The 15,256-nt window shown below is 42.2% G+C and carries 12 protein-coding genes; 5 read left to right on the forward strand and 7 right to left on the reverse strand.

The annotated features are described in order from the left end of the window. Positions 1-3 precede the first annotated feature (3 nt). Positions 4-1,452 carry a leucyl aminopeptidase gene (locus B2727_RS13280; RefSeq protein ID WP_033133916.1) on the reverse strand — a complete coding sequence of 483 codons (1,449 nt, stop codon included), beginning with the start codon at positions 1,450-1,452 and terminating at the stop codon, positions 4-6. Positions 1,453-1,606: 154 nt separating this feature from the next. Here B2727_RS13280 and lptF point away from each other — a divergent pair, with 154 nt between their 5' ends. The 4 genes from lptF to B2727_RS13300 all read left to right on the forward strand — a co-directional run bounded on the left by lptF (position 1,607) and on the right by B2727_RS13300 (position 6,621). Beyond that, positions 1,607-2,707 carry an LPS export ABC transporter permease LptF gene (gene lptF, locus B2727_RS13285; RefSeq protein ID WP_005200601.1) on the forward strand — a complete coding sequence of 367 codons (1,101 nt, stop codon included), beginning with the start codon at positions 1,607-1,609 and terminating at the stop codon, positions 2,705-2,707. Beyond that, positions 2,707-3,777, forward strand: coding sequence for an LPS export ABC transporter permease LptG (lptG, locus tag B2727_RS13290; protein WP_004802141.1), 1,071 nt, complete (start codon positions 2,707-2,709; stop codon positions 3,775-3,777). The genes lptF and lptG overlap by 1 nt, the downstream gene beginning before the upstream one ends. Positions 3,778-3,891: 114 nt before the next feature. Continuing rightward, positions 3,892-5,436 carry a 2,3-bisphosphoglycerate-independent phosphoglycerate mutase gene (gene gpmI / locus B2727_RS13295; RefSeq protein WP_005200599.1) on the forward strand — a complete coding sequence of 515 codons (1,545 nt, stop codon included), beginning with the start codon at positions 3,892-3,894 and terminating at the stop codon, positions 5,434-5,436. A gap of 9 nt (positions 5,437-5,445) precedes the next feature. Next, the gene (locus B2727_RS13300; RefSeq protein ID WP_033133917.1) at positions 5,446-6,621 is read left to right on the forward strand and encodes a S41 family peptidase; all 1,176 of its coding nucleotides are present in this window, start codon (positions 5,446-5,448) and stop codon (positions 6,619-6,621) included. Between the two features lie 39 nt (positions 6,622-6,660). On the opposite strand, the gene B2727_RS13305 is transcribed toward B2727_RS13300, so the two are convergent. Genes B2727_RS13305 through B2727_RS13315 form a run of 3 tightly spaced genes read right to left on the reverse strand, consistent with a single transcriptional unit; the run spans position 6,661 to position 10,341 of the window. Beyond that, positions 6,661-8,097 (reverse strand): sigma-54-dependent transcriptional regulator, encoded by a 1,437-nt coding sequence (locus B2727_RS13305; RefSeq protein ID WP_004802148.1) that lies wholly within the window; start codon positions 8,095-8,097, stop codon positions 6,661-6,663. Between the two features lie 25 nt (positions 8,098-8,122). Further along, positions 8,123-9,688: a sensor histidine kinase gene (locus tag B2727_RS13310; RefSeq protein WP_033133918.1), complete on the reverse strand. Its 1,566-nt coding sequence runs from the start codon at positions 9,686-9,688 to the stop codon at positions 8,123-8,125. Between the two features lie 17 nt (positions 9,689-9,705). Next, on the reverse strand, positions 9,706-10,341 hold the full coding sequence (locus B2727_RS13315; RefSeq protein ID WP_004802154.1) for a response regulator transcription factor GacA: 636 nt from the start codon (positions 10,339-10,341) through the stop codon (positions 9,706-9,708). Between the two features lie 210 nt (positions 10,342-10,551). On the opposite strand from B2727_RS13315, the gene pbpG reads away from it, so the two are divergent. Then, positions 10,552-11,616: a D-alanyl-D-alanine endopeptidase PBP7/8 gene (gene pbpG, locus B2727_RS13320; protein ID WP_157188068.1), complete on the forward strand. Its 1,065-nt coding sequence runs from the start codon at positions 10,552-10,554 to the stop codon at positions 11,614-11,616. 128 nt (positions 11,617-11,744) lie between these two features. On the opposite strand, the gene thrC is transcribed toward pbpG, so the two are convergent. The 3 genes from thrC to B2727_RS13335 form a co-directional block, all read right to left on the reverse strand. After that, complete coding sequence (gene thrC / locus B2727_RS13325; RefSeq protein WP_033133919.1) at positions 11,745-12,884, reverse strand: threonine synthase; 1,140 nt, start codon at positions 12,882-12,884, stop codon at positions 11,745-11,747. Between the two features lie 58 nt (positions 12,885-12,942). Further along, positions 12,943-14,244, reverse strand: a complete 1,302-nt coding sequence (locus tag B2727_RS13330) for a homoserine dehydrogenase (protein ID WP_004802159.1) — start codon at positions 14,242-14,244, stop codon at positions 12,943-12,945. A gap of 129 nt (positions 14,245-14,373) precedes the next feature. Continuing rightward, complete coding sequence (locus B2727_RS13335; RefSeq protein ID WP_033133920.1) at positions 14,374-15,189, reverse strand: DsbC family protein; 816 nt, start codon at positions 15,187-15,189, stop codon at positions 14,374-14,376. Positions 15,190-15,256: the final 67 nt, after the last annotated feature.

Genomic DNA, 15,256 nt, shown 5'->3' on the forward strand with positions numbered 1-15,256 from the left:
GTTTTAGTTTTTCGTTGCAACACGATTTGCTAAAAACTGCATCAGTAATGGCACTGGACGACCTGTAGCACCTTTAGCTGCACCCGATAACCACGCTGTACCTGCGACATCAAGATGTGCCCAACGATAATCACGAGTGAAACGTTCGAGGAAACACGCAGCAGTAATTGCGCCACCATATGGACCGCCAATGTTGGCAATATCAGCAAAAGGAGAGTCGAGTAATTCTTGATACTCTTCCATCACTGGCATACGCCATACTCGGTCTAGTGACTGTTCGCCTGCCTGTTGTAGGTCTTGGGCAAGTTCATCATCTGGCGTAAATAAGCCACTTACCACTTTACCTAGCGCAACCACACAGGCACCTGTGAGGGTTGCAATATCAATCACCAACGCAGGATTAAAGCGCTTGATATACGTTAAGGTATCACAGAGAACCAGACGGCCTTCTGCATCGGTATTCAGTATTTCAATAGTCTGACCGCTCATGCTGGTCACAATATCACCCGGACGAGTGGCATGGCCAGAAGGCATATTTTCTGCTGCTGCAATCGCACCGACCACATGAATTGGCAATTGTGCTTCGCATAGTGCTTGAATGGTTCCAAGCACAGAAGCTGCGCCGCACATATCAAATTTCATTTCATCCATGCCTAGGCCTGGTTTTAATGAAATACCACCTGTATCAAAGGTCACACCTTTGCCGACAAGCACGACAGGGGATTGATCTACTTTGGCATTGTATTCGAGTGTAATAATGCGACCCGGGCGGTCAGAGCCTTTGCTGACTGCAAGGAAGGCATACATCCCCAAGTCCGCCATTTGCTGCTCATCAAGCACTGTGACTTTTAAAAGCGCTGGATATTGTGCTGCAAGTGCAATTGCTTGATCTGCCAAATATTCAGGGAAGCAAATATTACCTGGACGGTTGCCGAGATCACGTGCGTAGTTTTGACCTGATTGCACTGCATGAATTAGATTCAGTTGTGCATCATCTAAAGTAGTTTGGTTGGCAACAAGATGGATTGTTTCTAATACAAATTCATTTTTTTTCGATTTAAATTCATCATAACCATACGCTGCTTGAGTCAGGCTCAAGACAAATAGTGAATGTAAATCGGTTGGAAGCGCTGACAGGTCGACACTAATTTGTTTAAATTTATTTTGTGATGATTTGATAATAGTTTGTGCGAGTTTTGCTAATTTTGTGGCTTTTAACTCGGCACTTTTTCCGAGTCCGAGCAGGTGACCATTGGCTTGTGCGGAAATATTGGCAATTAAGGCTAAGCTTTCGTTAAAACCTGCTTTGAATTGTGTTGCGTTAAGCACTTCTTCTAGGTGATTGATTTGATATGTATTTAAGTTCTGTTGTAATTGTTCTGAATCAACCAAAATCCACAAAGATTCGCTAGACGCCTGAGTTGGGAATGCGTTATGAAGGGTAAATTTCATTGTTTGTATGGAACCTGATGAGTGAAAAATAAAGATAAGTCCATTAAACACTTTCAGATATGAGGTTGCAATCCGCAACAAGCGATAGGTTTTATATTTTTAACATTCGGGTAAACTAGCGTTACCTTCAATTGGGCTTTTTGGAAGTATTACTTTGATTATTCGGCGTTATCTCGTCAAACAAGTGGTTTCGACATCTCTCGTCGTCATAGGTTTATTAACCCTGATTATGATGGGTGGTCGTTTAATCAAATATTTTGGCGTGGCAGCTCAAGGTCGTTTAGATGCAGGCATTTTATTTAGCATCATCGGCTATCGTTTGCCCGAGTTTTTAACGCTGATTCTTCCTTTGGGTTTCTTCATTGCCTTGATGCTGGTGTTTGGTCGTCTTTATGTTGACCATGAAATGGCGGTGTTAAATGGCAGTGGTGTGAGTCGTAACCAGTTGGCACGTATGTTGTTACCGATGACGTTGGTCTATCTGGTGGTGCAAACCTGTTTAATGATTTGGATGGGACCATGGGGCTTACGTGAGTTTGAAAAACTGACCAGCACACAAGCGGTACGCACGGGCTTTGACTTGGTTCGTCCCAAGGAGTTTATTTCTTCAGGGCCTTTTACGATTTATGCAGACTCATTATCTGAAGATCGTAAGAATTTAAAAGAGATTTTCTTCTATCAAAAATCCAACCAAGAAGATAAACCAGACATCATGATTTTGGCGAAAGAAGCCACTCGTGTTGAAGTTGCTAATGATACGGCGAATGTCGTGGACTTGGTTCAAGGCCGCCGTTACGAGATTTATCCTAATCAGCCACGTTATCTTCAGGCAGAATTTCAATCTTACCGCTTACGTTTAGAAAATGATAAAGATGTGAAATTTGAAAGTGATGATGTAGAAGCATTGTCAATGTCCAAACTTTGGCAGAAACGGGATGACTCCGTGGTGCGGAGTGAGTTGGGCTGGCGTATCTTTGGGCCATTTATCATTATTGTGGGTTTGATGCTTGCTGTCGCATTGTCTGAAGTGAGTCCGCGTCAAGGGCGTTATTATCGTTTGATTCCTGCGATCTTTATTTTTGCCAGCTTAATTGTGGTATTGATCGCGATTAAGACTCGAATCAGTAAAGATGAGTTGGACATTTGGGCTTATCCAGCTGTGATTTTGGTTTATGGCATTGCAGCCGCAATTTTTGCACGTAAACAAAAATTAGCGCCTAAAATTAAGAAAAGTATGCAGCGAGTGGGGTTGTGATGTTAGCACGTCGAATAGTCGCCAAACATGTGACAAAAACCACGGTTCTAGCCATGCTCGGAACAACGCTGGTGTTATCTTTCCTACAAGTATTATTTACGTACCTTGGTGAATTGGGTTCGCTGAAACCTAACTATAATGCGTGGCAGGCTTTTCTGTTTGTGATGTGGGGTGCGCCGCGTTATTTATATGAAATCCTGCCTGTTGCTGCATTGATTGGCTCTGTTTTAGGACTGGGCGCACTTGCTTCGAATAGTGAACTGATCGTAATGCGTTCTGTTGGTATCAGTTTATGGCGAATTGTTGGTTGGGTCATGCGTTCAGCGCTGTTATTGATCGTACTGTCTTTTGTGTTGAGTGAATGGGTGATTCCTTATACCAACGAACAAGCTCAAAGTATTAAAAAACAACGCAGTGTAGCAGCTTTGGGCGAAGTCAAAGGCTATTGGTCACGTGAAGGGCAGCGCTTTATCTATATTGATTATGCCAACTCACAAGGTCAGTTACGCAATATTCAAACCATTGATTTTGATCAGGACCATCGCTTGCAGTCTTTTGTGACCGCTGAAAAAGGACAGTTTATTAAAGATGGTGAATGGCAGTTGTCCCAATCACATCAAGTGGATTTACTGGCGCAAGGCAATGCCATTAAAACGGATCATGAGCAGCAATCGCTTGGTTTAGCATTACAGCCGAAATATGTACATATGGTGACCTTGGACCCTGAAGATTTATCTCCAAGCCAATTGATTAGTTTCATGCGCTATATGGATGAATATAGCCAGGTTCCGAAGACCTATGAATTGGCCTTCTGGCAGAAAGTGACCTCACCATTTTCTTTAATTACCTTGGTGTTGATTGCTTGTTCCTTCATTTTTGGACCATTACGTCAACAGTCAATGGGTTTCCGTTTGGTGATTTCACTGTTCACAGGCTTAGGTTTCTTCTATCTTCAAGATTTCTTGGGCTATGCAAGCTTAGTGTATGCACCTTCACCTGCATGGTTTGTGCTGATGCCAGTGGTGCTGATCTTTATGGTGGGAAGCTATCTGCTCTATCGAGCACGCTAAGCTTGATGGCGAGGTTCTATGATCAGGATTGATGAAAGCCATCAGTCAGGTCATGGAGAATTCGATTAAATTTCGGTAAAATAGACCGATCAAATGACAAACAGAGAGTCCATTATGACGGATGCAAATGCTGGCAAAATTCCTCACGTTCTGGTGATTATGGATGGCGTAGGACATCGTGAAGCAGTTGAAGATAATGCTTTTTTAGCGGCAAAAACGCCAAACCTCACTGCGATGAAGGCCAAGCATCCAAATAGTTTAATCTCAGGTTCAGGCGAAGATGTCGGCTTGCCTGATGGTCAAATGGGCAACTCTGAAGTCGGTCATATGAATTTAGGTGCAGGTCGTGTGCTGTACCAAGATTTCACTCGAATTACTAAAGATATCCGCACTGGTGCTTTTTTTGAGCATGAAGTTTTAGTTGATGCTGTAGAAAAAGCCAAACTAGCAAAGGGTGCTGTGCATGTGATGGGCCTGCTGTCTCAAGGTGGTGTTCATTCACATGAAGACCATATTGTGGCAATGTGTGAGCTGGCATTAAAACGTGGTGCGACAGTATATCTACATGCCTTCCTAGATGGACGTGATACCCCACCACGAAGTGCAAAGCCGTCATTAGAAAAACTAGATGCTTTATTTGCACAATATCCAAATCAGGGTCGTATCGTTTCGATGATTGGTCGTTACTTTGCGATGGACCGTGATAATCGTTGGGATCGTGTTGAACAAGCCTATCGCCTTATGACTGAAGGTGAGGCAGTACGTGTCGCCAACTCAGCAGTTGAAGGCTTAGAGCTTGCTTATGCTGCGAATGAAAATGATGAGTTTGTTAAAGCAACACGTATTGGTGAAATTGCCAAAGTGCAAGATGGTGATAGTGTTGTTTTTATGAACTTCCGTGCCGATCGTGCGCGTGAGATTACGCGTGCTTTTGTTGAAAAAGATTTTGCTGGATTTACCCGTAAAGTCGTTCCAAACCTGTCTAAGTTTGTCATGTTGACTCGTTATCAAGCGAGTATTGATGCACCTGTGGCGTATATGCCAGAAGGACTTAAAAACTCGATTGGTGAATATCTGTCAAGTTTGGGTAAGACCCAATTGCGTATTGCTGAAACTGAGAAGTATGCACACGTCACTTTCTTCTTCAGTGGTGGTCGTGAAGATGAATATGAAGGTGAAAAACGTATTCTCATTCCTTCGCCGAATGTTGCAACCTACGATTTAAAACCAGAAATGAGTGCTTATGAAGTAACTGATGAGTTAGTCAATGCAATCAATTCTGGTGAGTTTGACCTTTTAGTCGTGAACTATGCCAATGGTGATATGGTTGGGCATACGGGTGTGTTTGATGCTGCGGTGAAAGCCGTTGAAACAGTCGATAGCTGTCTAGGCCGTGTTTACGATGCAGTGATGGCAAACAAAGGGCATATGTTAATTACAGCGGATCATGGTAATGTAGAGCAAATGCAAGACTATGATAGTGGACAGGTTCATACCCAACATACCACAGAGTTGGTTCCATTTATTTATGTTGGTCCAACACAAGCAACGATTGCTGAAGATGGCGTATTGGCGGATGTAGCACCAACACTCTTGCATTTGATGGACATTCCTGTGCCGCCTGAAATGCAAGGCAAGAACTTAATTACTTTAAAATAAGGTGAATCAATGACCCAACACAACAACATTTACCGAGCGTTATGTGCAAGTGTGTTGATGTGTTGGGGACATAGTCTCTCAGCCGCACCAATCACCCATTCTTCTGGGTGGTCGAATGAAGACTCCAAGTCTGGTAATGCTGAAGTCCCGATTGAATCTATTCAACAATTTGTACAGATTTACGGCATCGTCAAAGATAACTATGTCGATAAAAAGTCGGATGATGCTTTATTCCAACAATCGATTAAGGGCTTGGTCAGTGGTCTAGATCGTTATTCCCGTTATTTATCTGCAGAAGAATACCGTCAACTGATTCAGTATACAGAGGGCGATTTAGCTTCTGTCGATTTCAATTTAAATTATGATGCACATTCGAAAACGTGGCAAATTCAGGATCTGAAGCCTGGTTCGGATTCGAGTAAACTCGGTTTACGCAATGGACAAGTTATCCTAAAAGTGGATAACCAAGAACTGAAAAGCTTAAATCAAGACCAAGTACAAGGTCTGCTCTATGGCTCGATTGGAAGTACTGTCCAGATACAAACAGAGAATAATAGTACGACCATTTTGGTGAGAAACAAGAAAGTCGAAACTGATATTGAACCCGTTTTATTGCACAATCAGGTATTGGTGCTGAAAATACGTGTTTTTCAGCAAGATACGGCGAATGAGATTAAACGTTTGATTGAAGAATATAGTTCAACCAAACTTAAGGCCGTGGTATTCGATTTACGTAATAATCCAGGAGGCTTGCTTTCGGCCTCAGTCGAAGCGGCTGATCTATTTTTAAATCAGGGTTTAATTGTTACGACTAAAAGCCGTTCTGAAGGTGATCAGCAATTCCAAGCGCTTCCTTCTAATGAATTTCAAAATATGAAATTAGGCATTTTAATCAACCGTCGTTCTGCTTCTGCTGCTGAAGTCTTTACAGCGGCATTAAAAGAGCATAAGCGTGCATGGGTGGTTGGCGAAAATAGTTATGGCAAAGGTGTGGTACAAAAGTTATTCCCCTTACCAAGTGGCGCTGCATTGCAGATGACGGTATCGCATTATTACACTCCCAATGGCAATATGATTGAAGGTCAAGGTATTCAGCCAAATCAGACCTATGCTTTATCTGCCGAGATGAAAGAAGATAATTATCTTGAGCATGTCACAGATCTGGTTTTAAAAAGTAGATATTAAAAAAAAGCCCCTCAGTTGAGGGGCTTTTTTTAATATTGATTATTCATCATCTTCGGTGTCTAAACCAAATTTTTTCAAACGGTAGCGTAACGAACGGAAGGTCATTCCCAACTTCTTCGCGGCTAAGGTTCGATTCCAATGGGTAAGATTCAATGCATTCAGAAGAATTTCTTTTTCAATATTCTCCAAATAGCGCTCCAAACCTTCGGGTGGAAGCTTCTTTGAACTCATGTTTGGACTTGCAGAATATTGCGGTGTTTCAACTTCTTCAGTTGTCGTATTGGAAAATGAAGGTGCTGGGTTTGCCAATGAACTACGTAAAGGTGCAGTTTGCAGATGTGCTAAATCAATATTGTCATCGTCACTCAGCGTAATCGCACGTTCAATAATATTGCGTAATTCGCGCACATTACCTGGGAAATATTGCTGTAATAAGAACTGCTCTGCACGTGAAGATAACGATTTTGCAGTGAGGTCCCATTCTTGACTAATCTTTTGAATAAAGTGATTGGCCAATAACAAAATATCCTGTCCACGTTCACGTAAAGGTGGCAGTACGATATCCATCACATGAATACGGAAGAACAAATCCTGACGGAAACGACCTTGCTGTACCAACAGCTCCAAATCTTGGTGGCTGGCACTAATCACACGGAAATCCACATCAATCTCTTGATCTGAACCAACGGGACGAATTTTCTTTTCCTGTACGGCACGCAGCAATTTGACCTGCATATTTAAAGGTAGTTCGGCAATTTCATCCAAGAACAAACTCCCGCCGTGTGCAGACAGAATTAAGCCTTGCTTGTCCTGAGTCGCGCCAGTAAAACTACCTTTTTTATGCCCGAATAGTTCACTTTCCATCAATTCAGTTGGAATCGCCCCACAGTTAATCGCAATAAAAGGGCCTTCGCTGCGATTACTTAAACGGTGGACCAGATTCGCAACCACTTCTTTGCCTGTTCCTGATTCACCTGTAATGAATACTGGGGCCTGAGAGCGTGCAATTTTCTTTAAGGCGATGCGAAGCTGTTGAATGGGTGCAGAACGTCCAATTAACAGCTTGTTCTCTAAGGCTGTTTCGGCAGCCTCTTGTTCAGGCTGTGGACGGTTCAATGCTTTCTGAATCAATTGATCCAAATGCATTTGGTTGACTGGCTTACTGACGAAATCAAATGCGCCTGCTTTTAAGGCTGAAATGGCAATATCCATATTGCCGTAGGCAGTCAGTACCGCAATAGGCGTATTGGGATAGTTCTGTGTTACGTGTTTGACTAGATCCAAACCATTGCCATCTGGAAGATTTAAATCTGTTAAGCAAGCATCGTACTGGAATTCAGTAAAGAACTTTTTTGCCTGTTCGACCCGATAGGCGAGATGTGTCTTGATGCCCATACGCGCCAGCGTCATCTGCATTAAAAGACATAAATCTTCTTCGTCGTCTACCAATAAGACGAGTGGTTGTTTTGTTGCCATTTCCCCGAGAAACCTAATCTATAAATCAATGAATTTTTGAGCATTCAATCCTGAAGCATGCTCCTTGTTGTCGCTCTATATAAGTGAGCTTTGCATGATTTGCCTCACAAAAAGTATGAGACAAATACAATCCTAAACCAGTTCCTTTAATTTCGGTACTAAAAAATGGTTTGAACAGTTGAGAAATATCCCGTTTTGAGACACCCGTCCCAAAATCGATGACATCAATGCAAGTTCGTCCGTCTTTTTCGTGCACCTCGACTTCAATATAAGGCGCGTCAGTTGCATTATGTCTTAACGCATTTCTAATTAAATTAATCAGCACTTGGCGTAATTGTTTTTCATCAAATAAGATGTTGGTTTGCTCTGTGAGTTTAATTTGAATTTGTTGTTTAGCATCTGCAAGATCTTCATTGAGTAAACTTTCAAAGAAGGAGCTCAGATCAATTTCTTGTGCTTCTGTCGGTTTATTTCGTGCCATTGCTAAGGTGTCTTGCACGATGCTATCAATCCGCTTGGCTTGTTTGCTAATCATGCGCGACAGCATTTCTTGTTGATGGGTATCACTGTCTTTGAATAATTCATTGGCTTGCACAATAGCAGCCAAAGGATTGCGTATTTCATGGGCAATACTGGCTGACAACTGACCAAGTGCGGCGAGTTTCAATTGCTGAACTTGCTGAGTCAGTTTTTGTGCGTCTTTTAAGATCAATAATACTAAGGCTTGTTCAGGAACAATTAAATGCTTAACCCGAACGTTGATGGTGTATGAACTTTGCTGTGATTCAAAACTGAATTCTTCGCCATCCTCTAAGTCACTAAACTGAACCAGTTCAAATAAGTCGGGTTGTAATTTGATCAGTGGCGTTTTTTCTAAGGAAATCGGTAAATGGATACCTAATAGCGCATTGGCTGCAGGATTGGTTAACACGATATGGTTACTTTCATCGAGTACTAAATAGCCATCTTCGATTTGTTCGAGAATATAACGGTTAATATTCTGTAGTTGATGGATTTCAATCGATTGATGAAAAGTTAAAGTTTCTAGAATTTTAAAACGCTGTACTGCAATACGACCAATGGCATGAACTACAAAAAATAAAAACGCCAGAAAAACGCTATTTCCGAGGTGATTTAAATTATTGGCCTCAAAAAAGTCACCTAAAAAACGTTGGTAAACCACCATAATGACGGCAAATAAAGTAATAATCAGCGACAGGTGAGCGTTTAATAATATCGCAGAAGAAAAAATAATAATGACGTAAAGCAAGCTGAGTTGCAGATTTGGACCACCTGCAGAAAAGGTGATTAAGCTTAGGCAAATGACATCAATCAGAAAGATAAAAATCAACTGCTTTGAGGTCTGTATTGGGACAAGATGTAGTAAAAACAGTTGAAAAATGTTGAATGCGATATAGCAAATCAAGGTATAAAAATATAAGAAGGGATAAACATAGTTGCTGGAAAGTTGTTCAGCAGTGAGCAAATAAATTAACAGCAGGCTAATCGAAATGATTAGCCGATAGCCACTATACCAAACCCCAAGCCGATAGACAGTTTGTGAGACTGACGACGCAATTTTCCCTAACATAGGCGCTTACTGTTATTTTAAGGTTTAATGAGTCCATAACGAATCGCAAGATGGGTGAGTTTGACATCACTATCAATGCTCAATTTTTCAAAAATACGATAACGATAGGTATTTACAGTTTTTACGCTTACGAATAATTTGTCAGCGATTTCTTGAGCACTAATACAATTCACCACCATCATGGCAACTTGCATCTCACGTTCTGATAGTGCATCAAAAGGAGATTGTTGTGTATCTGAAAGATAGGAGCTGGCCAATTGTTCAGCAATATCTGCACTAAAGTATTTCCCGCCTTGCATGACTTTGTTGATAGCACGAACCATTTCAGAAATCGGTGCACCTTTGGTGATATAGCCTTTCGCTCCTGCTTTTAATAACAGGGATGGATAGGGTTCTTCAGCAAGACCGCTGACGGCAATCACTTTGGTTTCAGGTGCGCTTTGTAATAAGCGCCGAGTAGTTTCCACTCCACCAATACCTGGCATATTCACATCTAACAACACCACTTGCGGGTGTTTCTGACGGACTAACGCAATGGCTTCTTCACCTGATTCAGCTTGCCCAATGACCTCTACATCGGGGTGGTCTTCCAACATACGACAAATTCCTGTGCGTACGAGTTCATGATCATCAACAACGAGAACAGTGATCAAGAAGACCTCCTTTTTTCAAAAAAACTGGTTTTTTGTTACATAAAGCAAAATTAGCTTGCAATGAAACGACAAAATTAGCAATCCTATTCTTCGTTTTTAGCGAATAGTTGTACACAATTGTGTCTATAAAAGCTTTACCCGATTTGTTTAAATGTAAGGCATAATGGTATTAAGCGCAAATGTGCAGCGTCCTGAGTTGAGTATTGTGTCGTGAAAAATTCTAAAAAATCTATCATGCATGTTTTAAGCATGTCTATCTTGTTGGCCTGGAGTTCAACAAGTTTTGCTGAACTGGTTGTGAATAACAATCCAGCTTCTTCGCGTGTGAGCGGTTCAGCTTCGATGAATTGGTCTGCAACTGATGCAAGTCAGTTGATGGAAGATGATGATCCAGTAGAAATTAGCCCACAAGGTTCAACCTCTGTTACCACGACATTGCGTAATGGCGGTTCAGCAACAATTACATCTTCAACGGCGCCACAGTCGTCGACACAGATTCGCGATACCTTTGGGTATAGCAGTCAGCCTTCAGTCAATGCACGTGCTGCTTTGGTGATGGACGCGCAAACGGGTGAAGTACTGTACAGTAAAAACAGTAATATGTCGGTACCCATTGCATCGATTACTAAGTTGATGACGGCTGTCGTCACGGCAGATGCACGTTTAAACATGTCAGAAGAAATTACGCTAGAGTCAATCGATTTTGCTGGTGCAGGCGGTAAGAACTCAAGTTCAACCCTACGTGCAGGCGATACCATGAATCGCGCAGAAGCACTTTTGTTTGCATTAATGAAGTCTGAGAATCCAGCTGCAGCTGCATTAGCGCGTACTTATCCAGGTGGCCGTTCTGCATTTATTGCGGCAATGAATGCAAAAGCGAGGCAATTGGGTATGACATCTACGCGTTATGCTGAATCTACAGGTTTAGATCCACATAATGTTTCTTCAGCACGTGATTTGGGTATTCTGGTAAGTACCGCTTCACAATACGGCTTGATTCGTCAATTCTCTACCACGCCGACCTATGACTTTAATTTAGGTTACCGTGTGCTGAAATCCAATAATACCAATGCGTTGGTACGTAATGGCGGTTGGAACATTAACTTGTCAAAAACAGGCTATATCAATGAAGCAGGTCGTTGTGTAGTGATGCATACCACTGTGAATTCACGTCCAGCGGTTGTGGTGTTATTAGGTGCGCCAAGTTCGCAAGCACGTAATAGCGATGCAACGAATTTATTAAGCTGGTTAAGCACTTTGCCAAAACGCGTTTAGTTCTCTTAAGTCAAAAAACTCCTCTTTATGGGGAGTTTTTTTATGGTTGCTGCAAAGAGCAATTTCTATATTCAGGCCATAAAAAAACCAGTTGCAGGCAACTGGTTTTTTTATTTCAGTATGTATGCTTACATATTTGAGAGAATTGAATCTTTCACTTGATCCATCGTCGCGTCAATTGACAACATCACGGCATCAGCACATTGTTTGATTGCAGTGTCAGGATCTTTTAAGCCATTGCCTGTAACAGTACATACAATCACAGAACCTTCAGCAATTTTACCTGCTTTAAGGTCACGGATCACACCACCGATAGATGCTGCTGACGCAGGTTCAACAAACACACCTTCATACATTGAAAGCAAACGTTGCGCTTCTAGAATTTCAGCATCAGTCAGTTCATCGAACCAACCTTTAGAATCACGTACCACTGCTTTAGCATGGTTCCAGCTTTGTGGATTACCGATACGAATTGCTGTTGCAACCGTTTCTGGGTTCTCTACAGGTGCACCACGTAAGAATGGGGCAGCACCAGAAGCTTGATAACCAACCATTGTTGGTAAGCCTTCTGGTTTAGGACCAGTGAATTGATCTGTTGCAGCATCGTAAATCACTTGCTCAAACTGATCTGCAGGTTGGTTTGCAACCGCTTCGGTATAACCCATCCAGTGTGCTGTGATGTTACCAGCATTACCGACTGGTAAGCAGTGATAATCAGGAGCACGGCCCAATGCTTCTACGATTTCATAAGCAATGGTTTTTTGACCTTGCAGACGGTATGGGTTGATTGAGTTTACAATCGTTACAGGTGCTTGATCTGCAACTTCTTTGACCAGACGCATGCCGTCATCGAAGTTACCACGGATTTGCATAGTAATCGCACCGTACATCATTGCCTGCGCCATTTTACCCATGGCAATTTTGCCTTCTGGGATTAATACGAATGCTTTGATGCCTGCACGCGCTGCATACGCTGCTGCGGCTGCTGAAGTATTGCCTGTAGATGCACAGATAATTGCTTTAGAGCCTTCTTCAACTGCTTTGGTCACCGCCATGGTCATACCACGGTCTTTAAATGAACCTGTTGGATTCAGACCTTCGTATTTCACATAGATTTCTACGTTTTTGCCAATAATACGTGGAATGTTCTCTAGTTTAATCAGTGGGGTATTCCCTTCACCTAAAGAAATTGCGCGTGTAGTTGCAGACACAGGTAAACGGTCACGATAACGATCTACAAGACCAGTATAACGATTGGCATTCGACATGATGGTGTTCCAATATGAGGTAGAGCGGGGTGAGGGAAGTCATTTTCCCTCAACCTGATTAACTATCGAGCGATTCTAAACGAATTCTTACGATTTCGCCACGAATTGCAGGTAATGCTTGAATTTGTGCTAGTGCTTCATCCATTTTTGATTCAACGATCGGATCCGTTAAAATCACAATCGGAATCAAGTCTTTTAAGCGTGATTGCTGCATGATGGCATCAATACTAATGCCTGCACGGCTGAGAATCGTCGTGACATCAGCCAATACGCCAGTTTGGTCTTCGGCATTGAGACGGATGTAATAACCAGTGGTCATTTCTTCACGGCTCAAGATTGGCACGTTAGTCAATGCTTCAAAAGCAAGCTGAGGAATTGTTCCTGCACCGTCTTCGGTATATGAAATATCACGAACGATATCAATCACGTCAGCAACAACAGCAGAAGCGGTTGGACCTGCGCCTGCACCAGCACCGTAATACAAAGTAGGACCAACTGCATTGGCCTGTACCAAGACTGCATTTTTAACGCCATTGACGTTAGCAATCAATTCTTCAGCAGGAATTAAAGTTGGATGTACACGTAACTCAATGCCTTTATCTGCGCGACGTGCGATACCTAAGTGCTTGATACGGAAACCAAGTTCTTCTGCATATTTCACATCTTGCGCAGTGATTTTGCTGATGCCTTCGGTATAGACCTTATTAAATTGCAATGGGATACCAAAAGCACATGACGCCAAAATCGTGAGCTTATGTGCAGCATCAATGCCTTCAACATCAAAGGTTGGGTCAGCTTCAGCGTAGCCAAGTTCTTGCGCTTCTTTTAAAACGTCTTCAAAGGCACGGCCTTTTTCACGCATTTCAGTCAGAATGAAGTTGCCTGTACCATTAATGATGCCTGCAAGCCATTCGATATGGTTCGCAGCAAGACCTTCGCGGATCACTTTAATGATTGGGATACCACCCGCAACAGCTGCTTCATAGGCAATCTGAACAGCATTGTCTTCTGCTGCTTTAAACAGTTCATTACCATGTTCAGCCAGTAAAGCTTTGTTTGCTGTCACAACCTGTTTGCCATGCTTAATGGCTTCCATGATGACTTCATAAGCAGGATGAATGCCACCCATGACTTCGACCACCATATCAACATCGGGTTGACGGACGATCTCCATCAAGTCATCGCTTTGTTTAATGCCTTCGAGTTGTAAATCTGGACGTGGACGGCGTGTGCCTACGTGTGTAATTTGAATTTCTCGACCGGTACGGCGTTTAATTTCCGCAGCATTTTCTTGTAGTAATTTAAGGGCTCCACCACCTACAGTACCAAGACCGAGTATCGCCAGACGAACTGGTTTCACGTTACACTCCATTATATTCAATCATTTTAATGAAGCTTGATCATAGCTAAAAAAATGCGCAGACACTAGGGCTAAGATCATCTTTAATCTGTCGCCCGAGTCTTTGCGAATGTGTGGTGTAGTTTGAACTTATTTGTTTAAGCGTTGTACGATTTCTTCAGGCGTCATATAACCCCCTAAATATTCGCCATCGACGTTATAAATAGCAGGCGTACCGTTCACGCCCATATTTAAACCCAGTTGATACTGGTCACGAACAGGGTTCTTACATTCAGCAGCTGAAACTGGTAAGCCTTTGGCAGCTTGATCGAAGGCAGACTTACGGTCTTCACTACACCAAATCGCTTGCATGGTTGGCATGAACTGTTCGCCACGTGGCCAAGCGATGTAACGGACTTCAATCCCTTTAGCATTAATCTCAGCAAGATGTTCATGCAGTTTATGGCAATACGGGCAGCTTGAATCAGTAAATACATAGATCACATGTTTGGCTTTGCCACCCTGTGCAGGATAAACAATTAAATCTTCAGTTTTAAGCGCGGCTAAATGCTTTTTATTTTCTGTTGCTTGTAAGGCATCGCTGACATTATGTAATTGCTTATCGCCTAAACGAACCACATCACCTTGAATAATGTACTGACCATCAGTGGTGGCATAGACCGATCCCATACCTTCCAGACTTATCCAATACAGATTAGGTACTTCGGTCTTCTTAACCGCAAGAATTTTTGCGTTGATATTGGCCGTTTTGAAATTCTTTTCTAAGGTAGAGACTAAACGCTGTTGTGCATTGCGTTCATTTAAGGTTGATGCTTCACCTGTCGCAGGTGCACTTGCTGTGAGTGCATCTTGTTTTTGTGCTGAGTTTTCTTTTGAGCAAGCACTGACTAATAATGTTGATGCTAATGTACAAGCAATTACAAGCTGAGACCGAGTAAACAACATATAGAACCTTTTTTGTACGAATTCATTTGTATAAGGGCCCTAGCATAACAAAAAAAATGAATCACTT

This window comes from Acinetobacter sp. UBA991, from assembly GCF_002292065.1.
Classification (GTDB): domain Bacteria; phylum Pseudomonadota; class Gammaproteobacteria; order Pseudomonadales; family Moraxellaceae; genus Acinetobacter; species Acinetobacter higginsii.